Below are 23827 nucleotides of genomic sequence, written 5' to 3'. Positions count from 1 at the left end.
TTTTCGTATGTTACGTTTCGGCCCGTGGACTCCCCGACAGCCGGAACGGTCACGATCACCGACGAATTCATCGCCGCACTGGCCGAGCGCGCCGGTCGCGCAGAGGACCTACGGCAACTGCCCGCCGAGACGATCCGGGACGCGACCGACTCCGGCCTGTTGGATCTGTTGATCCCCAACCGGTTCGGCGGACTCGAAGCACCCTTCCCCGAGATCCTCGACCACGTCCGACGCCTGGCACACGGATGCACGTCGAGTGCCTGGACGCTGGGTTTCTACACGCTGCACGGCTGGATCACCGCACTGTTCGGCGAGGAGGCACAGAAGGAGGCGTTCGCCGATCGCCCGTACCTCGCACCGGCACCGCTGGCGCCGACCGGCACCGCGGAGCCCCGGGGTGCCGGTTTCTCGGTATCCGGACGCTGGTCGTGGGCCACCGGGATCATGGCGGCCAACTGGGTGATGGTGGGCGCCATCGTCACCGGCGACCGACCGGACGCGATCCTCGCGCTGTTGCCGATCAGCGACGCACGAGTCGACGACGTCTGGCACACCGACGGCATGCGGGCGACCGGTTCGAACGACGTGGTGATCGAGAACGCCTTCGTACCCGCCCATCGCACCGTCCGGGTCCGGGATCTGTACGCAGGCAAGACACCTGGCGCATCGCTGCACGACAACTACTCGTATCGCTGGCCGATGGTGCCTGCCCTCGCGCTGCTGGCCGCGATGCCCGCGCTGGGTACGGCCGAACGGGTCGCCGACCTGTACGCGGCACGACTCTCCGAACGGGTCCTCGCATACCAGATGGTCAAGCAGAAGGACAAGCCTGCGTCCCGAATTCGGCTGGGAGACGCGCGAATCCGACTACACGCCCTCCGTGGTCTGCTCGCGGAGACCACCACGACCATCGACGGAATGCTGGCTGCCGGAGAGACCATCGACATCCGCACGCGTGCGCAGGCACGCCTCGCCGCAGCCCGGATCGTGCACGAGTCGAGAGCGGTGATCGGCACCCTGCTCGAGGCTTCGGGTGCCAGTGTGCACTTTCTCGACCACCCGATGCAGCGTGCACGCCGAGACGTCGACGTCCTGGCCGGTCACGTCGTCTTCGATTACGACGAGATCCGGGAGATCGCGGCATCTCTCGAGATCGGCATGGAGATCTCCCCGTTCGCCATGGTTTAGCGTCAGCCGACGGTCACCGACGCACGCCGCTCGTCGAGCCCGGCCGGGTAGCCGCCGGCGATCGCGATCCGGTTCCAGGTGTTGATCATCGCGATCGCGGCCACGAGCTGACCGGTCTCGACGGCTCCGAAATGCACTCGCACGTCGTCGAATACGTCGTCGGTGACCGCACGGTCGCCGAGCAGTGTCAGCTGTTCGGCGAGCGCGAGGACCGCGCGTTCGCGTGCGTCGAAGACCGGCCCGGCCTCACGCCATGCCGGAAGCATCAGCAACTTGTGCGGGTCGATCTGCGCGGCCAGCGCGTCCCCCGCGTGCATGTGCAAGCAGTAGGCGCAGCCGTTCAGCTGCGACACCCGCATCGAGATCAGCTCGCCGATCTCGGCGTCGACACCCGCCGACGACGCGCGCTGCAGGGCGACCAGCGCCTTGTAGACGGCGGGATTGTCCCGCGGAATCCACATGCGTGTCGACGGGCGCGTGCGAACACTCATCGCGCACTGCCCGCGGAAGCGTCGGCGCGGCGGGCCAGCCATTGCTCGAGTGTGGTCGGGGTGACCACGTCGGGGTTCGCCGGCACCAGTCCCCCGCCGCGGATCGCCGGCCCACCGACGGGCGCCCCGAGAACCCAGCGTGGCGATCCCCGCCTTGCCGCAACGGCTTTCGCCACCTCGACGAGACTCATCTCGGCGGGCCCGGCCACCTCGATCTTGCGGACCCCGCCCCCATTCGCGGGGACAGGCGCCGCGGTTGCCGTGTCCACGACCACCTTCGCCACATCCCCCGCGGCCGCGGGACGGCACCACATCTTCGGTACGACCGCGACGGGGCCGAAAGCCATTCTCCCCATCATCTGTTCGGCGAGTTCGAACCACTGCACCGAGGCCAGGATGGTCAGCGACGCCGGGTCGACGACATCGCGGTAGGCGGCCTCCTGGGCCGCTTTGCCTTGGTAGTAACCGAATTTCGCGTTCACCGCCGGATCGTCGGCGTTGACGATGGAGACGACGACAACGTGCCCGACCGCGGCTGCGGTGGCGGCCCTGCCGATGTTGTGCGCCGTCGTCCGGAAGAAGTCGACGGCCTTCTTCGCACTCAGCGTCTCGAGGCTGAGGCAATCGACCACCGTGTCGGCCCCGGACAGCGCCTGAGCCAGGCCATCACCGGTGTAGGCATCGACCCCGGTCCCCCGGTTCGCCCGTATCACCTCGTTGCCGCGCTCGGCGAGGATGTCCGCAACCCGGCTACCCAGTTCTCCGCTCGCTCCGACCACCACGATCTTCATCTCGCCCTCCTCGCCGACATCGTCGGCCTCTGTGTGTCTGTTCACCTGTTCACCTGTTCAGGACTTACGCTAGTTCGGGATTAGCACAAGAAAGTGGTCCAATCCGATGGAAGAAACCGGAGTCAATCCGAGCGTCGCCCCTCCCGATCCCTGGGCGGAGGTCGCCGCGCGGCTCGGCGCCGACCTGTTTCTCGACCTGCAGCCGGACCCCGAGGCGAGTGCCCGCGGCCGGGGTGCGACGCTGCGTCGAACACTCACGGAGGCGTTGCGCTCGGCCATTCTCGACGGACGCCTGCCCGCCGGCACCGCACTGCCGCCCTATCGTTCACTTGCTGCCGACCTCGGACTGGCCCGCGGTACGGTGTCGACCGTGTACCAGGAGTTGATCGCCGAGGGCTGGTTGACCGCTCGCCAGGGCTCGTCCACGCGGGTGGCCGACGGCGCGGCACACCCCGACACCGCCATGAACCCCACCGACACCCAGATCGTCGGCGAGGAACCCGCGACGCCCACCACTTTCCGATTGCCGCACGATTTCTCGCTCGGTCAACCGTGCGCGAGCATGTTCCCGCGGACCGACTGGATCCGCGCCACCCGTCGGGTACTCACCGATGTCGGCGACGAGGCCTTCGCTCCGTCACACCCGCAGGGCCGACCGGAACTCCGCCGCGCCCTGAGCGGATACCTGAGCCGCACCCGCGGTGTTCGTACGAGCGCCGACCGGATCGTGCTCGGCACCGCGGTACAGTCCGCACTGGAGTTGCTGTCGCGCAACGTGTTCGGAGACGAACTCGCGGTCGAGAGCCACGGCCTGCCCTTCCACTGGCAGGCGGTCGAGCGCGGCGGCACCCGGGTGATCCCGATCCCCGTCGACGACGAGGGCATGGTGATCGACGAACTCGAGCGCAGCGACGCCTCGGCGGTCCTGCTGTCCCCGAGCCATCAGTTCCCGACCGGGGTCGCCCTGTCCCCGGCACGACGCATGCAGGTCATCGAGTGGGCGCGTCGCACCGGTGCGATCATCGTCGAGGACGACTACGACGGCGAATTCCGTTATGACCGTGACCCCGTCGGCGCACTGCAGGCGCTCGGTCCGGATGTCGTCATCCATGCGGGGTCGATGAGCAAGAGCCTCTCCCCTGCCGTCCGCGCCGGCTGGCTCGCCCTGCCACCGAGGCTGGTGGACATCGTGCTGGGCGCCAAAGGACTACGTGAACCGGATGCGAGCATCGTCGATCAGCTGATCCTCGCGGACCTGATCGACTCCGGCGCCTACGACCGACACATCCGCCGGAGCCGGCAGTTCTATCGACAGCGCCGCGACGCACTCGTCGACGCGGTCAGCGCGAGCGGATTCGATGTACCCGGGATCGCGGCCGGACTGCACGCGGTCGTCCCCGTCGGCCACGCGGACGAGCACACCCTGGTCCACCAGGCATTCGAACGCGGGATCGGGGTCGTCGGGCTGTCGTTGTTCCGCCATCCCGACGCCGACCCGCTGCCCAACGGCGGCCTGGTCGTCGGATTCGGAACTCCCGCGGCGTCGACCTTCACGACCGACCTTCAGGCGCTGCGCGACCTACTTGCCGTATCGCCTGCTGCGCGCCGAGTAGTCCCGTAGCGCACGGAGGAAATCGACGCGGCGGAACTCGGGCCAGTATGCGTCGGTGAACCAGATCTCCGAATATGCGCTCTGCCACAACAGGAATCCCGACAGTCGCTGTTCTCCGGAGGTCCGGATCACCAGGTCGGGATCGGGCTGTCCCTTGGTGTAGAGGTTCGCGTCGATCGCCTCGACGGTGACCGCCTCGATCATCTCCTCCGGCGTCGCCCCGGCGGCACGCTGTTCGTCGAGCAGCGCTCGCACCGCGTCGACGATCTCCTGCCGGCCGCCGTACCCGACGGCGACGTTCACGTTCATGCCGTTCCGTTCGGAGGTGCGCTCGGCTGCGGCCCGCAGCCGCCGGCCGACGGCGTCCGGCAGGGCGTCGAGCGTGCCGACGATGCGGATGCACCAGTCCCCGTCCGGCGAGGAGATCTCGTCGACGATGTCGGGCACGATCTCCAGCAGTGCGTCGAGTTCGTCCGACGACCGGTTCAGGTTCTCGGTGGAGAGCAGATAGATGGTGACGGCCTCGATGCCCAGACCCGCACACCAGCCGAGCATGTCGGCGATCCGCTGGGCACCCACCCGATGTCCGTGGCTGACGTCCTCGAATCCGGCCTCGCGCGCCCAGCGCCGGTTGCCGTCGCAGATGATCGCGACATGCCGCGGTAGGCGTTGGGTGTCGAGGAGTTGGATGAGTCGACGTTCGTAGATGGTGAGAACTGGTCGGCGCACCCGATCCGGCAGCAGCTTCATCCTTCGCGGCCTCGTGTCACGTGGGACACCTTACGCGTCGGGGTGCGAGCAGGATGACCCCGCCGACGTCCGCAGCCATCCCTACAGACGAGTAACTTACGGTACCGTAGGTTTTGTGAACACACTGCCGAGCCCGCCCCTGGACGTGAACGATCGCCCCCGTCTTCGCGGCGTGATCCACCACTACTCCGCGTATGTGGCAGCGGTCGCCGGCCTCGCGCTGGTCATCGGGGCCGCGATCCTCGACGGTGCCGTCGCCGCGCTGACCTGCGCGGTGTACGCCGTCACCGTGGTCGGGCTGTTCACCGTCAGTGCCACCTACCACCGAATCCCGTGGAAGACGGCGCGGGCGCGCATCCGGATGAAGCGCGCCGATCACGCGATGATCTTTCTGTTCATCGCCGGCACTTACACACCGTTCTGCGCCCTCGGGCTACCGTCCCCGGCCAGCTGGTGGGTGCTCGGCATCGTGTGGGCGGGCGCGCTCGGCGGATCACTGCTGAAGATCCTGTGGCCGGGCGCTCCCCGCTGGCTGGGCGTCACGCTCTACATCCTGCTCGGCTGGGTCATCGTCGTGGTCGCTCCCGCACTCGTCGCCCAGACCGGCTACCTCGTCATGATCCTGCTGGCGCTCGGCGGAGTGCTCTACAGTCTCGGCGGCGTGCTGTATGCCGCCCGCTGGCCCGACCCGTGGCCGCGCACGTTCGGCCACCACGAGGTGTTCCATCTGTGCACCGCGATCGCGGCACTGCTGCACTACACCGCCGCCTGGCTGGTCGTCACGTCCTAGCATTCCCGGCCGGCTCAGCAGGTCACATGTGCATGTTCATCGGCGGCATCATCCCCATGCCGTGCATCCACATCATCAGGTGGTGACACATATGCATCATCTGATCGACCATCCTCCTCACCTCCCCCCGGGTTTCCACGACGACCGGACGGCCGGTTCAGGAAGAGGGCCGCACGGTCGGTGCGCAGATGGCTTCGACAAACGACCCGACCGCGTTCTCCGGTAGGTGACGTGCGATATCGGCTTCGCTGATCATGCCCACCAGACGATGTTCCTCGAGTACGGGGACACGTCGGATCTGGTGTTCCTCCATCATGTGCATCACCTGCTCGACCTCCGCGCCGGCATCGACATGGTAGGTAGTGCCCTGTGCCAGATCGCTCGCCGTCATCGGCGTTACACCGTCAGTTGCCCTCGCCACCCTCGGCGGGGCTCCTCTTGATCTCGATCCGCTTCTCGGGAGACGGCGCTTCGCTCACCGGCATCGTCACGGTGAGGATGCCGTCGGTATAGGTCGCGTCGATGTCGTCCTCCTTCGCACCTTCGGGCAGCGGCACGGAGCGATAGAAACTCCCGTAGTGGAACTCCGTCCGGGTGCCTTCTTCGCTGCGCTCCTCGCGTTCTGCCTTGATCGTCAACCGCCCGTCACGGACGCTGATGTCGAAGTTCTTGTCCGGGTCCATACCGGGCAGTTCGGCACGCAGGGTGTACTTGCCCTCATCGAGGTGTTCCTCGACGCGGATCAGACGTCCTGCCCCGGAGCCCCATGGAGGCATGGACTCGAATCGGGACATCAGATCGGACCAATCCGGCAGCGCCGGCCACGAGGGGTTGGGACGGCGGGCTGATCGAATACTCATGACTACCTCCGGAAACAGGGCAATTCGAGATGACTGACCTCTTGATTGCATGCCGAATCAGTACGTTGCGGTAGGGCCAACCGTCATCCATCGAAGGACTGCTGACTCAGTCCCACCCTCGCCTTCTTCACCTCGCCTTCTCTTCACGCGAACATCACGTTGCCGCCGCCTCTCGGTGGCGTCCACGTCAGGTGATCCTGGTCGGCTGAGGCCATGCCGGGAACCCCGGCCGGTACACCGCCGGCCACACTCCACTGCGACCCCGACCTCACCCTTCGGGCAGGCACCCCCCGACGCCGGTTCCTCTCCTGGGCCGGACTCGTGACGGGACTGGCCTTCACCCCGGGACTGCTGGGCGGAGCTCCTCCTGCTGCGACCTCCCCGGCGCATTCAGCCGGCGTGTTCTCCCTCGGAGTCGCCTCCGGCGATCCCCTGCCGGACGGCGTCGTGCTGTGGACGAGGCTGGTGCGCAATCCGTTCGCCCGACTGGGCGGGATGGGTTCACGTCCGGTGCGCGTCGAGTGGGAGATCGCCGCGGACGAGTCGATGACACGAGTCGTCCGACGCGGGGCCGCCCACGCCACCGCGGAGTGGAGTCACAGCATCCACATCGACGTGCGTGGCCTCGCCCCCGCGGCCGATTACTTCTACCGTTTTCGTGCCCTCGGCGAGATCTCCCCGGTCGGGCGGACCCGCACCGCCCCGGCTCCCCACGCCCGCGTCAGCGCCTTGTCCATCGCGGTGGCGTCCTGCCAGAACTGGGCGGACGGTTACTACCATGCCTTCGCCGACATGGCCGCGCACGCACCGGATCTGGTGCTGCACCTGGGTGACTACATCTACGAGAAGCCGATCCCGGGTGACGCCCGCCGCGGTGCGGCGCGACCGGTGTCGGCGGCACGCGAGGCCGTCGGTCTCGACGACTATCGGGAACGGTACGCCCTCTACAAGACCGACCCCGACCTGCAGCAGGCTCATGCGGCGTCGCCGTTCGTGATCTCCTTCGACGATCATGAGGTCGACAACAACTGGGCCGCAACGATTCCCGAGGACAAGACAGCCCTCTCGGAATTCGCCGTCCGCCGCGCCGGAGCGCTGCGGGCGTGGTGGGAGAACACCCCGGTGCGGACCACCGCACGACCTGACGGCACCTTCATCCGCGCGCACCGGCGCCTCACCTTCGGCGACCTCGCGGAGATCAACCTCCTCGACACCCGCAGCCACCGCAGCGATCAGGTGAACGGGGACAACGACTGCCCGCAGAACGCCCGAACCGCGGACCCGACGCGGACGATCCTCGGTCCGCGGCAGGAACGCTGGCTCCTCGACGGCCTGGCGTCGAGTCGCGTTCGATGGGATGTCCTCGCCCAGCAGGTCCCGATGGCCGACCTGGCCCGCGGCGAATCCCGGGCGGTCAGCATGGACGGGTGGAGCGGCTACGAGTCATCGCGACGTCGCATCCTCGACGGGGCGGCACACCGCGGCGTACGAAACCTGGTGTCCCTTGCCGGCGACATCCACCGGAGCGTCGTCGCCGACCTACGGACCGACTATGCCGACGCCTCCCCCACCCGCGGAGTCGAACTCGCCACGACGTCGATCACGTCCGGCGGCGACGGCGAGGACAGCGACGGCAGCGACCGCCAGTTGAAGGCCGCCTCGCCGCATGTGCGGTTCGGCAACTCCCAGCGCGGCTACCTGCTCAACCGCATACAGCACGACCGTTGGGAGGCCGAGTTCCGCGTGGCACCGTCGGTGCGATCACCACGCGGCCCGCTGCGGCGCCGCGCCGTCGTCACCATTCCCGACGCGACCGCCGAGGTCGACGTCGTCTGACCGTCAGGCGCGCGCGAGTACGTCGAGAACCGTGGCGCTGGCCTCCCAACCCATGCACTTGTCGGTGACCGACTTGCCGTACACCAGCGGGGTCGCGTCCGTCGACTGGGCGCCGGGCTCGAGGAAGCTCTCCAGCATCACGCCGCTGATGTTCGACGCCTCACCGGCCTCCCGGGCCGCACGCAGGGTCGCCGCGATCTCGGTGGCGACCTCCGCCTGGCGGATGTGGTCCTTACCGGAGTTGGCGTGCGAGCAGTCGATCATCACCCGTGCCGGGAGGCCCGCCTTCTCGAGGGCCTCCGCGGCCGACGCGATCGACTCGGCGTCGAAATTGGGTCCGCGGGTACCGCCCCGAAGGATGATGTGGCAGTCCTCGTTGCCGGCGGTCTCGACGACCGCGCCGTTGCCGAAGTCGTCGACTCCGAAGAAGACATGTTCGGCCGCAGCGGCGTTCACCCCGTCGATGGCGACCTGGACGTTGCCGTCGGTGCCGTTCTTGAAGCCGATCGGCATCGACAGGCCCGAGGCGAGCTGGCGGTGCACCTGGGATTCGGTGGTGCGTGCGCCGATCGCACCCCAGGCGACGGCGTCGGCGATGTACTGCGGGCTCGTCGGCTCGAGGAACTCACAGCCGACGGGCAGTCCGAGGTCGATGATGTCGAGCAGCAGTGATCGAGCGGTCCGCAAGCCACGTTCCACGTCGAAGGTGTTGTCCATGCCGGGGTCGTTGATGAGACCCTTCCAGCCGACCGTGGTGCGCGGCTTCTCGAAGTAGACCCGCATGACGATCTTCAGACGATCGGAGTAGGCCTCGGCCAGCGGTGCCAGACGACGGGCGTAGTCGATCGCGGCGATCGGATCATGGACCGAGCACGGTCCGACGATGACGAGCAGGCGCTCGTCGCGGCCGGCGAGGATGTCGGCGATCTCGTCGCGGTCCCGCGCAACCGCGAGCGCACGCCGTGCGGTCAGCGGCAGCTCGCTGCGGACGGTGTCCGGCGACGGGATCGGACGGAAGGACTTGATCCGACGATCGGAGGTCGATTCGGTTTGCTCGGCCGTACGCGTCGAGAGATCCGGGAGTGTGGTCACGATGTGTGCCTTTCGAGGTCATGCCCTGTCGGTGGTCAATCCGGGGCACGCCTTCTCAGTGGTGGAGCCCCGCTCAAAACGACAAGAGCAGCGACCGTATGGTCGCTGCTCGGGCTCCGGGTGTTACGTGCGCGCGCTTGGTCAGCGCTTCATCGTGGCCCCACCCGGAGCCTCGATAAAGCGCCAATAGGCGCGCACGGTGCTGATCACGGCGACAACACTAGCACAGGGCCCTCCTACGGATGGCCATGGGTGTCAGGGGTGGCCACGGTCGATCAGTTCACTGAGCACGATGATCGATTCAGACCTGTCCACCGGACCGGCAGCCCGGATGCGCTCGAGCGCCTGCTCGAGGTGGCGCACATCGCGGGCGCGAACCCGAAGGATGGCGTCGGCCTGACCCGAGATGGTCGCCGCGCTGACGACCTCGGGGATCGGTTCCCACGACGCCTTGAGCTCCTCGGGTGAGATGTTGCCGCGGCAATACACCTGCACATAGGCCTCCGTGGTCCATCGCATGGCGTGTGGATCGACGATCGCGGTGAACCCCCGGATCACCCCGTCGTCGAGGAGACGGTCGACGCGCCGCTTGACCGCGGGCGCCGAGAGTCCGACCTCGTCGCCGATCTGGGCATAGGTCGCCCGCGCGTCGCGGGTGAGGCAGGCAAGCACCTTCTCATCGAGATCGTCGAGGTGTCGCAACAGAGGTCCCCTTTCCGGGAATTCGCGGCGATTTGTTGCGCCCATACGCAATTCACGGCGATTGTTTGCACCGGAGTCCGACGATACCCTCGATTCATGACGCTGATGCCCCACGACGTGAAACCTCCCGACCACGATGTGGAACCGCATGTGGCACACAACTACTCGCCGATCCCGGTGACCGCGGCCACCGCCGAAGGCGCCTGGATCACCGATGTCCACGGCAAGCGTCACCTCGACTGCCTCGGCGCCTATTCGGCGGTCAACTTCGGACACCGGCATCCGCGGATCGTCGCGGCAGCACTCGAGCAGATCGACCGGGTCACCCTCACCAGCCGCGCGTTCCGCTCGGACCGGCTCGAACCGTTCTGCGCCGCACTTGCCGAGTTGTGCGGCAAGGAGATGGTGCTGCCCATGAACACCGGCGCCGAAGCCGTCGAATCGGCGATCAAGGTCGCCCGCAAATGGGGATACGACGTCAAGGGCGTGCCCGACGGCCGCGCCACGATCATCGTCGCCGGCGGCAACTTCCACGGCCGCACCACGACGATCATCTCCTTCAGCGACGACCCCGACGCGCGCAACGGATTCGGTCCGTACACACCGGGTTTCGTACGCGTCCCCTACGGCGACGTGGAGTCACTCGCCGCTGCGATCGACGAGACGACCGTCGGTGTCCTGGTCGAGCCCATCCAGGGTGAGGCCGGGATCATCGTGCCGCCCGACGACTATCTGCCGCGAGTACGCGCACTCTGCACCGCCGCCGACGTGCTGTTGATCGCCGACGAGATCCAGTCGGGCCTCGGCCGCACGGGGCGGACCTTCGCCCTCGAACACTGGGGCGTCGAACCCGACGTCTATCTGCTGGGCAAGGCGCTGGGCGGCGGGATCGTGCCGGTGAGCGCGGTCGTCGCGAACACCGACATCCTCGGGGTCCTGCACCCCGGACAGCACGGCTCGACGTTCGGCGGGAACCCACTCGCCGCGGCGATCGGTCACACCGTCGTCGACATGCTCGCCGAAGGCACCTGGCAGCGACGCGCCACCGACCTCGGCAACCACATGCACACGCGCCTCGGTGAATTCATCGGCCACGGTGTCGTCGCGACCCGCGGTCTCGGACTCTGGGCGGGAATCGATCTCGATCCAGCACTCGGCACCGGCAAGGACTTCTGCCTACGCCTCGCCGAGGGCGGCGTCCTGGCCAAGGACACCCACGGTTCGACGCTGCGCCTCGCCCCTCCGCTCGTCATCACGGTGCCGGAGATCGATTGGGCGGTCGACCGATTCGCGGAAGTGCTGCACGGCTGAAGTGCTGAACGGATGCCGTGCTGACCGGATGAGGGCGGACGGGTCAGCGTGACGCGAGCCTGCGGTCGCGGTTGAGCCACCACGTCGACGTGGACAGCACCGTGGCGAACGCACACCAGGCCGGGTAGGCAGCGAGGGCAGCCCCGGCCGGCGCATTCACGGCACCGGTGCGTCGGGCGAGGTAAGCGCTGCTGACCGTGAGGACTGCTGCGGCCACCGACGCAGTGCCCAGCGCCCCCTTACCGAAGTAGATCCAGCTCCACGCCCCATTGAGCGCGAGGTTGGCGCCGAGCGCGGCGAGGCACGCCTGTTTCGTGTCGTTCTTCGCGTCGCCCGTCGTTGCGCCTGCGGCGGATTCGTCCAAGCCGTCGATCGCGACCGCCGAGGTGACCGCGATGTCGGTGTAGAGGGCGGTCCAGGCCACCGGGAACACCCAGGCGGGCGGGACGAAGGAAGGTTTCTTCAGCCGCGGATACCAGGTCTCGACCGCCGGCCTGGTCACGATGCTGCCGATGGCACCGGCCGCGGCGGTGGCGAGTGAGGTCCCGGTCAGGGTGGAGATGCGCATGGCCACGAGTACCCGTCACGCGGTATCCGACACCTGCTTCACCTGAACTGCGCGGCGAGTGATTCCTCGTCCGTGACCGGAAGCCCGCACACCGTTCCCCGGCACACGTAGGCTGCGTCGCGTCCGCCGACCGGTCCGCGGGCGACCAGCAGCGGATGTGAATCCACTTCACCGGCGACGACGACCGCGCCGCCGGGGACATGCGCCCAGGACGCTCTGGTCAGCGACTGATCCGACGTCGGACCCTGCGCGACGGCGATCTGCAGCGGGCCGGCGACCCGCGCCGACATCACCGACATCCAGTGCCCGGCCGATCGCGGAAGCTTGGCGACGATCACCGAGGCACGGGACAGACTGTGTTCCAACAGTTCTGCATAGCCGACCGCCCTCTCCGGGTCGGCGAGCATCGACGCGGTCAGCAGCGCCTCGGCCATCAGCGACGCACCCGACGGAGTGGCGCCGTCGATCGGATCGCGAGGACGGGCGATGAGCCCTTCGCCCGTGGCGTCGAACCAGGCGCCGGGCGCCTCCGGGTCGGCGAAGAGTTCGATCGCGGTGTCGAGCAACCCCAATCCTGCTCCGAGCCAACGGGTCTCGCCGGTGACCTGGAACAGTGTCAGGAGAGCCGTACTCAAGGCCGCATGGTCGTCGAGTCCGCCGTCGGCCCCCACGGCACCGCCGAGCGACGAACGCTGAAGCCGACCACCGACCAGATGGCCGCGCAGCAACTCATCGGCGCAGCGGACCGCGTCGTCGACGAAGCCGGTCTCGCCCAGCCCGGCGCCCGCCTCGGCGAGCGCGGTGATCGTCATCGCGTTCCACGCGGTGACGACCTTGTCGTCGCGGGTGGGCTGGACACGTCTCGCCCGGGCGTCGAACAGCGCGGCGCGCACGGCGTCGAGGCGGTCGCGGTCCTCCGGATCCGCCGGGAGCTGCAGCGTCGAACGCCCGTGTTCGAAAGTGCCCTGATCGGTCACGACGAACAGCTCGGCGGCCCAACGTCCCGCCTCCGGCCCGAGCACCTCGACGAATTCGTCCGGAGTCCACACATACGTGGAGCCCTCCACCCCGCCGGCATCGGCGTCGAGCGACGAGGCGAACCCGCCCGGCACCCGGAGATCCCGTCGGAGGAACGTCACCGTTTCCTCGACGACGCGGTGCGCGAGCGGATCTCCGGTCCGCCGCGCGAGATGCGCGTAGGCACGTAAGAGCTGTGCGTTGTCGTAGAGCATCTTCTCGAAATGGGGCACGACCCAGCCGGCGTCGACCGAGTAGCGGGCGAAGCCCCCGCCGAGTTGGTCGTAGATGCCGCCGCGACCCATCGCGTGCATGGTCCGGGCGGCGGCATCGAGCGCGGCGGCGTCGCCGGTGCGTTCGGTGTGCCGGATCAGCGCTTCGAGAAGAGCCGAGGGCGGGAACTTGGGTGCGCCGCCGAAACCGCCGCGCTCACGGTCTTCCTCGTCCAGCACCGTGCGGACACCGTGTGCCAGCAGCCGGTCGTCGACCGGAACGGTTCCCGCGGGTAGCGGTGAGGTGTTCACCACAATGTGTTCGCGCACCTTCGCGGCGGTGTCGTCGAGGTCGGCGCGTCGCTGGGTCCACGCCTCGGTGACCGCGGTCAACACCTGCCGGAACGACGGCATCTGCCCGCGCGGACGGGGTGGGTAGTAGGTGCCGGTGTAGAACGGGTCGCCATCGGGGGTCAGGAAGCAGGTCATGGGCCAGCCCCCCTGCCCGGTCATCGCGACGGTGGCAGCCATGTAGATGGCGTCGATGTCGGGACGTTCCTCCCGGTCGACCTTGATGCAGACGAAGTCACGGTTCATCTGGGCCGCGGTGGTCTCGTCCTCGAAGGACTCGTGTGCCATCACATGACACCAGTGGCAGGCCGCGTAGCCGACCGACAACAGGACCGGCACATCGCGGTCGCGTGCCCGGCTCAGCGCGGCGTCGGACCACTCCTGCCAGTGCACGGGATTGTCGGCGTGCTGCCGGAGATATGGGCTCGTCGCCGAGCCCAGCATGTTCGACGACCCGTCAGGTGTCCGCCGGTCGTCGCTCATCGGTCCCGGCCGTGCTCGTCGCGTCCTGGTCGCCGGGTGCGGCGTCGTCGGGTGCTGCGCCATCGGTTACGGCGCCATCGGTTACGGCGCCGTCGGGTGCAGCGTCGACGTGCGCCGAGGCAGCGGCGATCGGACCGGAGGGATCGGTGCCCTCGTCGAACGCCTGATCCGCTTCGGGGTGCTCGGTGTCGAAGGACTCGGGCAGCTTCTTGAGCTGACGGCCCATCGACCAGATCAGGAACGCGGTGCCGACCAGCAACACCAGGATGACCAGCAGTCCCAGAGGGGACGACTTGCCGAATTCCGGTCCCTGCGGCTCCTCCGCCGCGACGACCATCACGGTGTTCACGAAGTCCACGTTGTTCACGATGTCGATGTTCATCACGCCTCGATTCCGGCGAACAGATCGGTTTCGGGCAGGGCCGTCTTCACGCGCGTCTTGGCCAGCTCGAACTCTTCGGTCGGCCACAGTCGCTGCTGCCACTCCAGCGGTACGGCGAAGAACATGCCGTTGGGGTCGATCTGCGTCGCATGGGCCCGCAGCGCGTCGTCACGCTGGGGGAAGTACTTGGCGCATTCCACCTGGGTGGTCACCCGGCCCATCAGGTCACCGCGGCTGGGATCCCACTTGCTGAGCCACTCGGCGAACGGACTCTCCTGGCCGTGACGCGCGAACTCGTCGGAGAAAAGGACCATGCGATCGCGGATGAACCCGTGGGTGTAGTAGATCTTCGACACCGTCCACGGTTCACCGGTTCCGGGGAACGCGTCGGGTTCCCCGGCCTGGTCGTAGGCCGCCAGCGACACCTCGTGGCAGCGGATGTGATCGGGGTGCGGATATCCACCGTGCTCGTCGTAGGTGATCATCACGTGCGGACGGAACTCCCGGACCACGCGGACGAGTGCCTCCGTGGCCTCCTCCAGCGGGACGGTCGCGAACGAGCCCTCCGGCAGCGGCGGCAGCGGGTCACCCTCGGGCAGCCCCGAGTCGACGAAACCCAGCCAGGTCTGCTTCACACCGAGCGCCTCGGCGGCCTTGGCCATCTCCTCGCGGCGGACCTCGGACATCCGCTCTTTGATGCCGGGACGGTCCATCGCCGGATTCAGGATGTCGCCCCGCTCGCCACCGGTCAGGGTGACGACGAGCACCTCATTGCCCTCGGCCGCATATTTGGCGGACGTGGCCGCACCCTTGCTCGACTCATCGTCGGGGTGCGCGTGGACCGCCATCAGACGGAACACACCCGGCTGCGGGTCGTCGGCGTGGGTTTCGGTCACAGTTCCTCACCTTCGGATCGCTACTCGTCCCATGGTAGGTATTGACGCGTGAACAGTTCGGATGGGGGCGCCGCAGAGCGCCCTCGCAGCGGCCCGCGCGCGACCTACCCGGAGCATTCCGCGACCGCTCAGACCCGTCGGCGCTGGTTCGTCGCGCTGTCGATACTCGTCGTGGTGGCCGGCGTCACGCTGGCGGCGATCGGGTACAGCAAGTTCGGCACCGCCGACGTGTCCGGCGAGGCCACCGGCTACGAGATCCTCGACAGCAACACCGTCGCCGTGCAGTTCACCGTCGACCGCTCCGACCCGAGCAAGCCCGCCGCCTGTGTGGTGCGTGGACGATCGAAGGACGGCAGCGAGACCGGGCGCCGCGAGATCCTGATCCCGGCCGACCCCGCCGAGCGGATCGGTGTCCGCACCGAGGTCACCACCTCCAAACCCCCGGTGATCGGTGAGGTCTTCGGTTGCACCGTCAACGTGCCCGCCTACCTGCATCCCGAGTCGTGAGCACCCGGCAGACCAGACCAGGCGAGACACCCGCACCCCGCGCGGCGTTCGCCGCCATCGGTAGCCGCTACTTCCCGCTGCTCGTCGGGCTGTTCGTCGGCGTGATGCTGATCAGCAACGTCACCGGCACGAAGGGTGTCGTGCTGTTCGACGACTGGCTCGACGTCGACCTCGGCCCCATCCACATGCAGGGCCTCGTCACCGACGGCGCGTTCTTCCTGTTCCCGCTCGCCTACGTCCTGGGCGACGTGATCAGTGAGGTGTACGGGTTCCGCGCGATGCGCCGCACGATCCTGGCCGGTTTTGCCGTCCTCATTCTCGCGTCGTTGTGTTTCTGGCTGACGATTCAGCTGCCCGCCGCCGATTTCTACGAAGGCCAGGAGGCTTTCGAAACCGTCGCCGGCGTCGTTCCACAATTCCTACTTGCCGGACTTGCCGGATATGTGGTGGGCGAGTTCCTGAATTCATTCGTGTTGGTCAAAATGAAAGAGCGCGCCGGTGAGCGACATTTGTGGGCGCGCCTTTTGGGATCGACCGTCGTCGGCGAATTCGCGGACACCCTCGTCTTCTGCTCGATCGCCGCATCTGCACTGGGTATCTCCACGTGGGGGGACTTCGTCAACTACACCGTTGTCGGGTTTGTCTGGAAGACAATGGTCGAGATCGTCATCATGCCGGTGACGTATTTCGTTGTCGGATGGCTGAAACGAGCCGAGCCCACCTATCAGGAAGCACTCGACGCAGCAACCGCCCGCACAACGGATGTGCCATAGGTCTCGTCGGCTGGTAAGATGGTCGGATACACGGCTCCGCGAGGGGTCGTGTTGCTGCATTTTTAGCGTCCAAATGTCGCGCGGTGAAAAAAGTCGCAACGCGGCGCGGGCAACACGAAGGAGTGACCGATGACCGACACCCAGGTGACCTGGTTGACCCAAGAGTCGCACGATCGCCTCAAGAGCGAGCTCGACTCATTGATCGCCAATCGTCCGGTCATTGCTGCCGAGATCAATGAGCGACGCGAAGAGGGCGACCTCAAGGAGAACGGTGGCTACCACGCTGCCCGCGAGGAGCAGGGCCAGCAGGAGGCGCGTATCCGCCAGCTCCAGGAGCTGCTGAACAACGCCAAGGTCGGCGAGGCACCGACCCAGTCCGGCGTCGCCCTGCCCGGCTCCGTCGTGACCGTCTACTACGACGGCGACGAGAAGGACTCCGAGACCTTCCTGATCGCGACCCGCGAAGAGGCCGCGTCGGGCGGCAAGCTCGAAACCTACTCCCCCAGCTCGCCCCTGGGCTCCGCACTGATCGACGCCAAGGTCGGCGAGACGCGTGAGTACTCCGTGCCCAGCGGCGCGACCATCAAGGTGACCCTCGTCAGCGCGGAGCCGTACCACAGCTGATCCCAGCCGTCTGACCACGAGCCGAGCCCGGGACGACATCGTCCCGGGCTCGCTTCGTCTGATCAACCTCGTTTCGACATGCAGACTTCGGTCGACGTCTGCCGGTCGGGACTGAGGTTCGCCTGTCCGCAGGTGCGGTCAGCCGAGGTTAACCTTCACACCGCCGGAGAACACCGAATCGTGGAGCTCGATGCTGGCCGGTTTGGCGTCAACGGGCATGTCGTAGACGACCTTGACCTCGACTGTGTTACCCGGATTGATGTTGTCCCAGACGGGAATGTCGCTGCCGCCGAGGTAGATCTGCGCGGTGGTATCGGGCTCGAAGCTGCGGCCCTCGGTGTCGAAGAGCTTCTGATTGGTGGGCGAGAAGTCCTTCGGCTCCTTGCTGGTGTTGTGCACCGTCATGGTGACGACCACGAACTGTCCCTGCGCCTCCGCCGTGAGGAACTCATTTTCGCCGACCGACGACAGGCCCGACTCGACGTTGGTGACGACGAACTCGAACTTGCCGTCGCGCACCGGCGTGTTCAGGCCGGCGGCCTGATCGTCGGCCTTCTTGTTGCCCTTGTCGTTTCCAGCATCGCCGTTACCCGAACCCGCCTGCTCGGCCGAGTTCGAGTTGTCCGACGAAGCGGTGTTGTCGGTCCCCTCGTCCCCACCGCCGGATACGGCGGCGATGATGACAATGAGCACGACCAGGATGCCGACGATCCACGGCCACTTCTTCTTCTTCGGCGGCTGGATCGGCGCCTGGTACGCCGGCGGTGCACCGTACGGACCGGGAGCTCCGTACTGGGGCTGCCCATAGGGCTGTCCCGGATAGGGGGCCTGTCCGGGCTGGGACTGTCCCGGATAGGCCTGTCCGGCCTGGGGATTCTGGGGGTCGGTCATTTCGTTCCTCTTTCACATGCGGACCGGGAAGCGGCCCGCTCAAATGTCATTCTGCACAACAGGTCTGACAGTTCCGCGGCGTCGTATGCTCGGAGGAATCGTGGGCGAATGCGCGACGATCACACTCAATTCCGAGACATATCGGTAACACCGTCAGAGACAGAACAGATGTGTTCCGCTAGCTGTGGTCAGCTCCGTAAACCGCCTGCTGATTGGTGAATCCCTCGAATTCCAACTGTTCGATCAGTCCCTGCCTGGAGAACGGGGAATACTCGCGGTACTGACGGGCAGACTTTGCTGCCTGTACATACCAATTCACCTCACCGTCGACCTCGCGCTGATCGACGGCGGCGGACGAGTCCGAGTATGAGAAGCCCTCGAACTCGAGCTGGCCGATCAGCCCAGACTTCGAAAAACTGCTGTACGCAAGGTACTCCCTCGCCATGGCGACCGCGTCTGACTTCTCCGACACGAGCTTGATCACGGGAGCCTGCACGCTCGGCGATGCCTGCGGGGAGACGCTCGTGCCGAAGCCGGCCATGACCCCGATCATCATCACGAACGCCGCCAGGACGCCTGCCGCCCACGGCCATCTCTTCTTCTGGGGGTTGCTCATCGTTTTTCCTTCTCTGCTCACGGTTCTGGGAAGCGGAACCGTGTCTGATAGCAAGGTGTCACGGGGGTACGACAAAAACGTTGGCGCACAGTGTCATCCGATCAGATGGTTCCAGTCTGACCGGCAATCACGTCGACTTCGGTCCGACGTGCAGACTTCGACCGACGTCTGCACGTCGAACTGAGGTCCACCGGTCACGCAGCCGCGAGCGCATCCAGCCACGGGCGGAGCAGACCGACCAACTCGCCGCGCTCGAGCGTCGCCCACGTCCAGCGGACCACCATGATCCCCTGCGCGCGGAGGGCGTCCTCGCGGCGCTTCTCTCGGATCAGCGCATCACGTGGCGTGTCCCCCGGACGCAGCAACCGGCCGTACTTATGCAGGCCGTCGAACTCACCGACGAGCTTTGCCTCCCAATCGAAGTCGGCACGCGCAGGCCCTTCGCTCGTCTGGAACGTGTGCTGCAGGCGCGGCATCGGCAGCCCGGCCACGATCATCTGAGCCCGACTCCATGATTCGCCGACGCTCTCCGACGCGGCGTCGGCAAGCGACAGGGCGCGCCGTGCCGTGCCCACTCCACGCCATCGTCCACGAGATTCGAGGATCGTCGTCATCGTGGCGAGGTCGGCTTTCCGAGCGAGGGCACCGTCGAAAACGACCAGAGCTTGTGCGAAGTCCCCATTCATGGCGACATCGACCGCGGTGCGCTCGAGGGTTGTCACCTGAACACCGTCGACGGAGGCGACGTGGTCCGGGGACAGCGGACCGGCATGGACGATGCGATGGCCGCGCACGAAACCACCGCGCTCGCGTGTCTTGGTTAGATGAACGACCTCACGCTCGGGATGCAGCAGCGACAGTCCATGGACGGCCGCCGCCGAGTCATGACTCAGCGTCGATGTGTCCCGATCACGAGCAGAGGTGGCAACGGCGATCGACTTGAGTCGGTAGAGATCGGCCTCATTCGTGTTGGATTCGGGATCGGAGTCCGCCATGGCGCAGACACCCGGAGCAAGCCTGACGAGTTCGCCCCGGCGCACCGCCGCCGCGACGACGTCGTCGGAGATGCCCAGCCGGAGGGTCGCCTCGCGTCGGATGAGTCCGTAGGGGTCGGTCGGGAAGACAGTCATATCTCTTGGACGCAGCGCGCCGGCGATTGGTTCACTTTCGTGGCCGGATCTCTCCGGCACTCTGACCGGCGAACCTCAACTCGACTGGCAGACTTCGATCGAAGTCTGGGAATCGGGTTGAGGTTCGCCTGTCCCATCGCGGAAGCGCCTGTGGGACCGAGACGTCGATGCTTCAATGGGCGCATGGCACCCCATTCGCTGGAGACCTTCGACCTCGACTTCTTCGACGACGCACCCGTGCGCCACGTGATCGACGTCCGACTGCCCGTCACGCCGCAGCGCGCATGGGCTGAGTTCACTCGCCAGAACACCCTCGACTGGTGTCGGGCGATCAAGTCGATCGAATTCACCTCTCCGCCGCCCTACGGCGCAGGCGCCACCCGCAAGGCCGTCCTGGGTCCGGGGTACGTGACGCTCCAGGAAGACTTCTTCCACTGGACCGAGGACGCCGAAGCAGGCCGGTACCACAACGCATTTCGGGTCAAGAGCGCCAACGTCCCGGGCATCCGCCGCTTCGGTGAGGCCACTCAGATCGACCCCGCCGACGTCGGTTGTCGCCTGCGGTGGACCTTCGCACTCGAGTTGCCGACCAAGTCCAAGGCCGTCACCGCGTTCTCCGGGCCGGCGTCGTCGACCGTGTACAAGACGATCGAAGCGGACACGCTGAAGTACTTCGCGCATCTCCCGTCGGCGGCGTAGTCGCGGATTCACGCAGCGAAAACGGTCCGGGTCTGCTCGTTCAGCACTTCCAGGTGCAGGGCTACCGACTCGTCGATCCCGACCTCGTCGATGAGTGCTGCCACCAAGCGGACAGGAACCGAATCCACCTGTAGCTCCACGCCTAGCGGCGCCAAGAGCAGGAGATTGGCCTCTGCCTCGACCACCAAGGGACGACGCTGCGTCGCGGCATGGTCGCGGCGCAGTCCCCGGTCCCTGGTCAGTAAGTGGATGACCATCCCATCGAACCTCTCGTCTGGTAGCTCTTCGAAGACCACGTTCGCGGAATGCCAATAGAGCCCGTCGATCGACATGTCGTGCGCCCGTCCGGCAATGGTTTCGTCGATGCGATGGCGTCCGGCCGACTCCTCGAAGAGCACAAAGCCGGCGTCGTCGCGCTCGACCAAGTCGAGAATGTCCCAGAGGTCGGCGGCATCATAGGAATCGCCGGCTCCCGTCAGCACCGGCATCGCCGACCTCTCCACCCACGTCAGGGGCACGTACGGCAATGTCCGCGTGGCATACTCCGCCGCATCCCTCGTCATCTTCAGTCGCGGCATCCCGTTTACCAACAGCGACCGACGCGCATGGTGCTCTTGGCAGACAGGCCCGTCGAGGGACTCGAGTTCTTCGAGCAGCGTCTCGCACGTACGCCTGAGCCACCGCCAGCTCTCATACAGATCCGCCCGAATCCGCTCCGCGTGCTCAGGTCCCCATGCCGACTCGGATGAGTGTGAACGTCTTCCCATGCACGGCAAGGTAAGTGCGCACGAAGCCCGACGACGAGGAGCTTGCACAGGCATACGGCCCATCCACAACCTCGCCGAGCTATCCCCGCAGGAAACCGGCCTCGCTCAACGCGCGTCGGACGTCGTGCTGGTGATCAGGCCCACGCGTTTCGACGCTGACGGTCACCTGCACCTCGCCGAGGTAGAGGTCGTCGGCGACGCGTGAGTGCACGATGTCGATGACGCTCGCACCCTGGTCGCGGAGCAGTTCGAGCAGCGCGAGAAGTCCGCCCGGGCGGTCGGAGACGGTGGCGGTGAAGGTGAGAAATCGCCCGGCGGCGGTGAGGCCGTGAGTGGTCACGTGGCGCAGCAGCAACGGGTCGATGTTGCCGCCGGACAACACGACACACACTTTTCCCGACAGGTCGAGCGTGCCGCCCACCGCGGCGGCCACACCTGCCGCGCCCGCGGGTTCGACGACCATCTTCGCCCGTTCGAGCATCAGCAGGAGCGCCGTACTGAGTTCTTCCTCGCTGACGGTCACGACCTCGTCGACGTACTCTGTGACGTGCTCGAACGGGACGTCGCCCGGCCGGGCCACGGCGATGCCGTCGGCCATGGTGTTCATCGACGCCGCGGGCACCGGACGCGTCGCCGCGAGCGACGTCGGCCATGCCGCGGCCTGGGCCGCCTGCACGCCGATGACTCGGACGTCTGGCCTCGACGCCCGTACCGCGGCCGCGACTCCGGCGAGCAGACCGCCGCCGCCGAGGGGGACGACGATGGTCGTGACATCGGGCATCTGCTCGAGGATCTCGGTCCCGACCGTGGCCTGACCGGCGACGATGTCGAGGTGATCGAACGGATGGATCAGCACCGCACCGGTCCGGTCCGCGTACCGCTGGGCCTCGACGAGTGCGTCGTCCACCGTCTCACCGGCCAGAACCACCTCGGCGCCATAGGCTTTCGTCGCCGCGATCTTCGGCAACGACGCGCCGGTCGGCATGTACACCCGTGCGGTGGTGCCCAGCTCGGTTGCCGACCAGGCGACCCCTTGCGCATGGTTGCCCGCACTCGCTGCGACGACGCCGCGTGCCCGCTCGTCGGCGGACAACCGGGAGATCCGCAGATAGGCACCCCGCGGCTTGAACGAGCCTGTTCGCTGCAGGTTCTCGCACTTCAGCCAGACGTCGGCCCCGCTTCGCTCGGACAGCACGCGGGACGCGATCACCGGCGTCCGCCGGATCACGCCGGACAACTCGGCGGTCGCCTTCTCGATGTCTGCAGATGTGAGCAGCATTGGGCCGGTATCAACCGCTGGCTGTCAGCGCAGCGCGTTCTCCAGGTCGCCCAGGATGTCGTCGATGTCCTCGATGCCCACCGACAGACGAACCAGGTTGGCCGGGACCTCCAGCAACGAGCCGGCGGTCGACGCATGGGTCATCGCGCCGGGGTGTTCGATCAGCGACTCGATGCCGCCCAGCGACTCGGCGAGGGTGAAGACCTCGGTGCGGGCGCACAACTGCTTGGCCTCTTCGATGCCGCCCTTGACCAGCACCGACACCATGCCGCCGTAGCGCTTCATCTGCTTGGCGGCGACCGCATGTCCCGGGTGGTTCTCGAGTCCCGGGTACAGGACGGCGTCGATCTTGTCGTGCGAGCTCAGGAACTCGACGACCTTCTCGGCGTTGTCGCAGTGGCGATCCATGCGGACGGCGAGCGTCTTGGTGCCGCGCATCGTGAGGTAGCCGTCGAACGGTCCGGGAACCGCACCGGCCCCGTTCTGCAGGAAGGCGAACGCCTCGTCGAGCTCTTCGCTGTCGGTGACCAGCGCACCACCGACGACATCGGAATGACCACCGAGGTACTTGGTGGTCGAGTGCAGGACGACATCGGCGCCGAGGGTCAGCGGCTGCTGCAGGTACGGGGAGGCGAAGGTGTTGTCCACCACGAGCTTCGCGCCGGCCTCGTGCGCGATGGCGGCGAGGGTTTCGATGTCGCCGACGTTGAGCAACGGGTTGGTGGGTGTCTCGGTCCAGACGAGCTTGGTCTCGGGACGGATCGCGTCGCGCACCGCGGCGACGTCGGACACCGGTGCCACCGAATAGGTGATGCCCCACTGGGTGAACACCTTGTCGATGAGTCGGAAGGTGCCGCCGTAGGCGTCGTTCGGGATCACCAGGTGGTCGCCGGGACGCAGCGTCGAACGCAGCAGGCAGTCGGTGGCGGCCATACCGGACGCGAAAGCGCGACCGTAGGTTCCGTGTTCGAGTGCGGCGAGATTGGCTTCCAGCGCCCGTCGCGTCGGGTTGCCGGTGCGGGCGTACTCGAATCCGTCGCGCAGTCCGCCGACGCCGTCCTGGGCGAAGGTCGAGCTGGCGTAGATCGGCACGTTCACCGCGCCGGTCTGGGGATCCGGATCGTATCCGGCGTGAATGGCGCGGGTCGAGAAACCTTGCCAGCGAACCGAATCCGCGGCGCTGCGTCGTTCACTCACAGTGGTGTGCTC

The 23827-nt window shown here is 67.0% G+C and carries 25 protein-coding genes and 1 pseudogene; 9 read left to right on the top strand and 17 right to left on the bottom strand.

The genetic code is table 11. The features are described from left to right. Window positions 1-24: 24 nt before the first annotated feature. Window positions 25-1188, top strand: a complete 1164-nt coding sequence (locus NWF34_RS08635) for an acyl-CoA dehydrogenase family protein (protein ID WP_191834869.1) — start codon at window positions 25-27, stop codon at window positions 1186-1188. 2 nt (window positions 1189-1190) lie between these two features. On the opposite strand, the gene NWF34_RS08630 is transcribed toward NWF34_RS08635, so the two are convergent. Further along, on the bottom strand, window positions 1191-1679 hold the full coding sequence (locus NWF34_RS08630; RefSeq protein ID WP_191834868.1) for a carboxymuconolactone decarboxylase family protein: 489 nt from the start codon (window positions 1677-1679) through the stop codon (window positions 1191-1193). Next, the gene (locus NWF34_RS08625) at window positions 1676-2470 is read right to left on the bottom strand and encodes an SDR family oxidoreductase (protein WP_159406119.1); all 795 of its coding nucleotides are present in this window, start codon (window positions 2468-2470) and stop codon (window positions 1676-1678) included. The genes NWF34_RS08630 and NWF34_RS08625 overlap by 4 nt, the downstream gene beginning before the upstream one ends. A gap of 106 nt (window positions 2471-2576) precedes the next feature. Between NWF34_RS08625 and NWF34_RS08620 the strand changes: the two genes are divergently transcribed. Then, window positions 2577-4091: a PLP-dependent aminotransferase family protein gene (locus NWF34_RS08620; protein ID WP_159406106.1), complete on the top strand. Its 1515-nt coding sequence runs from the start codon at window positions 2577-2579 to the stop codon at window positions 4089-4091. Here the strand turns inward: NWF34_RS08620 and NWF34_RS08615 are convergent. Then, window positions 4050-4832, bottom strand: a complete 783-nt coding sequence (locus tag NWF34_RS08615) for an isoprenyl transferase (protein WP_024497562.1) — start codon at window positions 4830-4832, stop codon at window positions 4050-4052. The two genes, NWF34_RS08620 and NWF34_RS08615, sit on opposite strands and share 42 nt — an antisense overlap. Before the next feature lie 115 nt (window positions 4833-4947). Between NWF34_RS08615 and NWF34_RS08610 the strand changes: the two genes are divergently transcribed. Further along, complete coding sequence (locus NWF34_RS08610; protein ID WP_159406107.1) at window positions 4948-5622, top strand: hemolysin III family protein; 675 nt, start codon at window positions 4948-4950, stop codon at window positions 5620-5622. A 157-nt stretch (window positions 5623-5779) separates the two neighbouring features. On the opposite strand, the pseudogene NWF34_RS08605 reads toward NWF34_RS08610, so the two are convergent. Then, window positions 5780-6019 (bottom strand): annotated as a pseudogene (locus tag NWF34_RS08605) (CBS domain-containing protein); the annotation flags it as partial. 7 nt (window positions 6020-6026) lie between these two features. Continuing rightward, window positions 6027-6482, bottom strand: a complete 456-nt coding sequence (locus tag NWF34_RS08600) for an Hsp20/alpha crystallin family protein (protein WP_159406108.1) — start codon at window positions 6480-6482, stop codon at window positions 6027-6029. 213 nt (window positions 6483-6695) lie between these two features. Between NWF34_RS08600 and NWF34_RS08595 the strand changes: the two genes are divergently transcribed. Then, the gene (locus NWF34_RS08595; RefSeq protein WP_258324688.1) at window positions 6696-8318 is read left to right on the top strand and encodes an alkaline phosphatase; all 1623 of its coding nucleotides are present in this window, start codon (window positions 6696-6698) and stop codon (window positions 8316-8318) included. A gap of 3 nt (window positions 8319-8321) precedes the next feature. Here the strand turns inward: NWF34_RS08595 and NWF34_RS08590 are convergent, their stop codons facing one another. Together NWF34_RS08590 and NWF34_RS08585 are read right to left on the bottom strand one after the other, a co-directional pair. Beyond that, window positions 8322-9410, bottom strand: coding sequence for a 3-deoxy-7-phosphoheptulonate synthase (locus NWF34_RS08590; protein ID WP_258324687.1), 1089 nt, complete (start codon window positions 9408-9410; stop codon window positions 8322-8324). A gap of 255 nt (window positions 9411-9665) precedes the next feature. Next, complete coding sequence (locus NWF34_RS08585; RefSeq protein ID WP_258324686.1) at window positions 9666-10112, bottom strand: Lrp/AsnC family transcriptional regulator; 447 nt, start codon at window positions 10110-10112, stop codon at window positions 9666-9668. 96 nt (window positions 10113-10208) lie between these two features. Between NWF34_RS08585 and rocD the strand changes: the two genes are divergently transcribed. Continuing rightward, window positions 10209-11423 carry an ornithine--oxo-acid transaminase gene (gene rocD, locus NWF34_RS08580; protein WP_258324685.1) on the top strand — a complete coding sequence of 405 codons (1215 nt, stop codon included), beginning with the start codon at window positions 10209-10211 and terminating at the stop codon, window positions 11421-11423. Window positions 11424-11466: 43 nt separating this feature from the next. Here rocD and NWF34_RS08575 read toward each other — a convergent pair whose 3' ends face one another. Genes NWF34_RS08575 through mca form a run of 4 tightly spaced genes read right to left on the bottom strand, consistent with a single transcriptional unit; the run spans window position 11467 to window position 15332 of the window. Then, window positions 11467-11991, bottom strand: a complete 525-nt coding sequence (locus tag NWF34_RS08575; protein ID WP_159406113.1) for a TspO/MBR family protein — start codon at window positions 11989-11991, stop codon at window positions 11467-11469. A 38-nt stretch (window positions 11992-12029) separates the two neighbouring features. Continuing rightward, the gene (locus tag NWF34_RS08570; RefSeq protein WP_191834988.1) at window positions 12030-14015 is read right to left on the bottom strand and encodes a thioredoxin domain-containing protein; all 1986 of its coding nucleotides are present in this window, start codon (window positions 14013-14015) and stop codon (window positions 12030-12032) included. A gap of 13 nt (window positions 14016-14028) precedes the next feature. Continuing rightward, on the bottom strand, window positions 14029-14436 hold the full coding sequence (locus NWF34_RS08565; RefSeq protein WP_159406114.1) for a hypothetical protein: 408 nt from the start codon (window positions 14434-14436) through the stop codon (window positions 14029-14031). Next, window positions 14436-15332 (bottom strand): mycothiol conjugate amidase Mca, encoded by an 897-nt coding sequence (gene mca, locus NWF34_RS08560; protein WP_006434390.1) that lies wholly within the window; start codon window positions 15330-15332, stop codon window positions 14436-14438. Before mca ends, NWF34_RS08565 begins: the two co-directional genes overlap by 1 nt. Before the next feature lie 48 nt (window positions 15333-15380). Here mca and NWF34_RS08555 point away from each other — a divergent pair, with 48 nt between their 5' ends. The 3 genes from NWF34_RS08555 (at window position 15381) to greA (ending at window position 17236) form a co-directional block, all read left to right on the top strand. Next, the gene (locus NWF34_RS08555; RefSeq protein ID WP_096273705.1) at window positions 15381-15839 is read left to right on the top strand and encodes a DUF4307 domain-containing protein; all 459 of its coding nucleotides are present in this window, start codon (window positions 15381-15383) and stop codon (window positions 15837-15839) included. Further along, the gene (locus tag NWF34_RS08550; RefSeq protein ID WP_096273703.1) at window positions 15836-16612 is read left to right on the top strand and encodes a queuosine precursor transporter; all 777 of its coding nucleotides are present in this window, start codon (window positions 15836-15838) and stop codon (window positions 16610-16612) included. The genes NWF34_RS08555 and NWF34_RS08550 overlap by 4 nt, the downstream gene beginning before the upstream one ends. Before the next feature lie 129 nt (window positions 16613-16741). Next, a complete protein-coding gene (greA, locus tag NWF34_RS08545) occupies window positions 16742-17236 on the top strand; it encodes a transcription elongation factor GreA (RefSeq protein ID WP_096273701.1) in 495 nt (164 codons plus the stop codon). Window positions 17237-17374: 138 nt separating this feature from the next. Here the strand turns inward: greA and NWF34_RS08540 are convergent, their stop codons facing one another. The 3 genes from NWF34_RS08540 to NWF34_RS08530 all read right to left on the bottom strand — a co-directional run bounded on the left by NWF34_RS08540 (window position 17375) and on the right by NWF34_RS08530 (window position 19873). After that, complete coding sequence (locus NWF34_RS08540) at window positions 17375-18127, bottom strand: DUF4352 domain-containing protein (RefSeq protein WP_191834867.1); 753 nt, start codon at window positions 18125-18127, stop codon at window positions 17375-17377. Between the two features lie 178 nt (window positions 18128-18305). Beyond that, entirely contained in the window at window positions 18306-18743 is a 438-nt protein-coding gene (locus tag NWF34_RS08535; protein ID WP_096273697.1) for an Ltp family lipoprotein, read from the bottom strand. 194 nt (window positions 18744-18937) lie between these two features. Then, the gene (locus NWF34_RS08530; RefSeq protein WP_096273694.1) at window positions 18938-19873 is read right to left on the bottom strand and encodes a type IV toxin-antitoxin system AbiEi family antitoxin domain-containing protein; all 936 of its coding nucleotides are present in this window, start codon (window positions 19871-19873) and stop codon (window positions 18938-18940) included. A 183-nt stretch (window positions 19874-20056) separates the two neighbouring features. Between NWF34_RS08530 and NWF34_RS08525 the strand changes: the two genes are divergently transcribed. Next, window positions 20057-20572: an SRPBCC family protein gene (locus NWF34_RS08525; protein WP_096273692.1), complete on the top strand. Its 516-nt coding sequence runs from the start codon at window positions 20057-20059 to the stop codon at window positions 20570-20572. Window positions 20573-20580: 8 nt separating this feature from the next. Here NWF34_RS08525 and NWF34_RS08520 read toward each other — a convergent pair whose 3' ends face one another. From NWF34_RS08520 to NWF34_RS08510, 3 genes are all read right to left on the bottom strand, one after another. Beyond that, window positions 20581-21060, bottom strand: coding sequence for a hypothetical protein (locus tag NWF34_RS08520; protein WP_157753377.1), 480 nt, complete (start codon window positions 21058-21060; stop codon window positions 20581-20583). A 358-nt stretch (window positions 21061-21418) separates the two neighbouring features. Beyond that, window positions 21419-22618 (bottom strand): threonine ammonia-lyase, encoded by a 1200-nt coding sequence (gene ilvA, locus NWF34_RS08515; protein ID WP_096273688.1) that lies wholly within the window; start codon window positions 22616-22618, stop codon window positions 21419-21421. A 24-nt stretch (window positions 22619-22642) separates the two neighbouring features. Continuing rightward, the gene (locus tag NWF34_RS08510) at window positions 22643-23815 is read right to left on the bottom strand and encodes a cystathionine gamma-synthase (RefSeq protein ID WP_096273686.1); all 1173 of its coding nucleotides are present in this window, start codon (window positions 23813-23815) and stop codon (window positions 22643-22645) included. Between the last annotated feature and the right edge of the window lie 12 nt (window positions 23816-23827).

The organism is Gordonia sp. GONU (genome assembly GCF_024733855.1).
Lineage (GTDB): Bacteria > Actinomycetota > Actinomycetes > Mycobacteriales > Mycobacteriaceae > Gordonia > Gordonia amicalis.
This window is presented reverse-complemented; position numbering and strand designations above follow the sequence as displayed.

Excerpts from the sequence above, each read along its gene's own strand:
- NWF34_RS08570 (WP_191834988.1), bottom strand. The coding sequence starts at position 14,015 with ATGCTGGGCTCGGCGACGAGCCCATATCTCCGGCAGCACGCCGACAAT.
- greA (WP_096273701.1), top strand. The coding sequence starts at position 16,742 with ATGACCGACACCCAGGTGACCTGGTTGACCCAAGAGTCGCACGATCGC.
- rocD (WP_258324685.1), top strand. The coding sequence starts at position 10,209 with ATGACGCTGATGCCCCACGACGTGAAACCTCCCGACCACGATGTGGAA.
- NWF34_RS08525 (WP_096273692.1), top strand. The coding sequence starts at position 20,057 with ATGGCACCCCATTCGCTGGAGACCTTCGACCTCGACTTCTTCGACGAC.
- NWF34_RS08565 (WP_159406114.1), bottom strand. The coding sequence starts at position 14,436 with ATGAACATCGACATCGTGAACAACGTGGACTTCGTGAACACCGTGATG.
- NWF34_RS08615 (WP_024497562.1), bottom strand. The coding sequence starts at position 4,832 with ATGAAGCTGCTGCCGGATCGGGTGCGCCGACCAGTTCTCACCATCTAC.
- NWF34_RS08600 (WP_159406108.1), bottom strand. The coding sequence starts at position 6,482 with ATGAGTATTCGATCAGCCCGCCGTCCCAACCCCTCGTGGCCGGCGCTG.
- NWF34_RS08530 (WP_096273694.1), bottom strand. The coding sequence starts at position 19,873 with ATGACTGTCTTCCCGACCGACCCCTACGGACTCATCCGACGCGAGGCG.
- NWF34_RS08620 (WP_159406106.1), top strand. The coding sequence starts at position 2,577 with ATGGAAGAAACCGGAGTCAATCCGAGCGTCGCCCCTCCCGATCCCTGG.
- NWF34_RS08595 (WP_258324688.1), top strand. The coding sequence starts at position 6,696 with ATGCCGGGAACCCCGGCCGGTACACCGCCGGCCACACTCCACTGCGAC.
- NWF34_RS08520 (WP_157753377.1), bottom strand. The coding sequence starts at position 21,060 with ATGCCGGTGCTGACGGGAGCCGGCGATTCCTATGATGCCGCCGACCTC.
- NWF34_RS08535 (WP_096273697.1), bottom strand. The coding sequence starts at position 18,743 with ATGAGCAACCCCCAGAAGAAGAGATGGCCGTGGGCGGCAGGCGTCCTG.
- ilvA (WP_096273688.1), bottom strand. The coding sequence starts at position 22,618 with ATGCTGCTCACATCTGCAGACATCGAGAAGGCGACCGCCGAGTTGTCC.
- NWF34_RS08575 (WP_159406113.1), bottom strand. The coding sequence starts at position 11,991 with ATGCGCATCTCCACCCTGACCGGGACCTCACTCGCCACCGCCGCGGCC.
- NWF34_RS08540 (WP_191834867.1), bottom strand. The coding sequence starts at position 18,127 with ATGACCGACCCCCAGAATCCCCAGGCCGGACAGGCCTATCCGGGACAG.
- NWF34_RS08625 (WP_159406119.1), bottom strand. The coding sequence starts at position 2,470 with ATGAAGATCGTGGTGGTCGGAGCGAGCGGAGAACTGGGTAGCCGGGTT.
- NWF34_RS08630 (WP_191834868.1), bottom strand. The coding sequence starts at position 1,679 with ATGAGTGTTCGCACGCGCCCGTCGACACGCATGTGGATTCCGCGGGAC.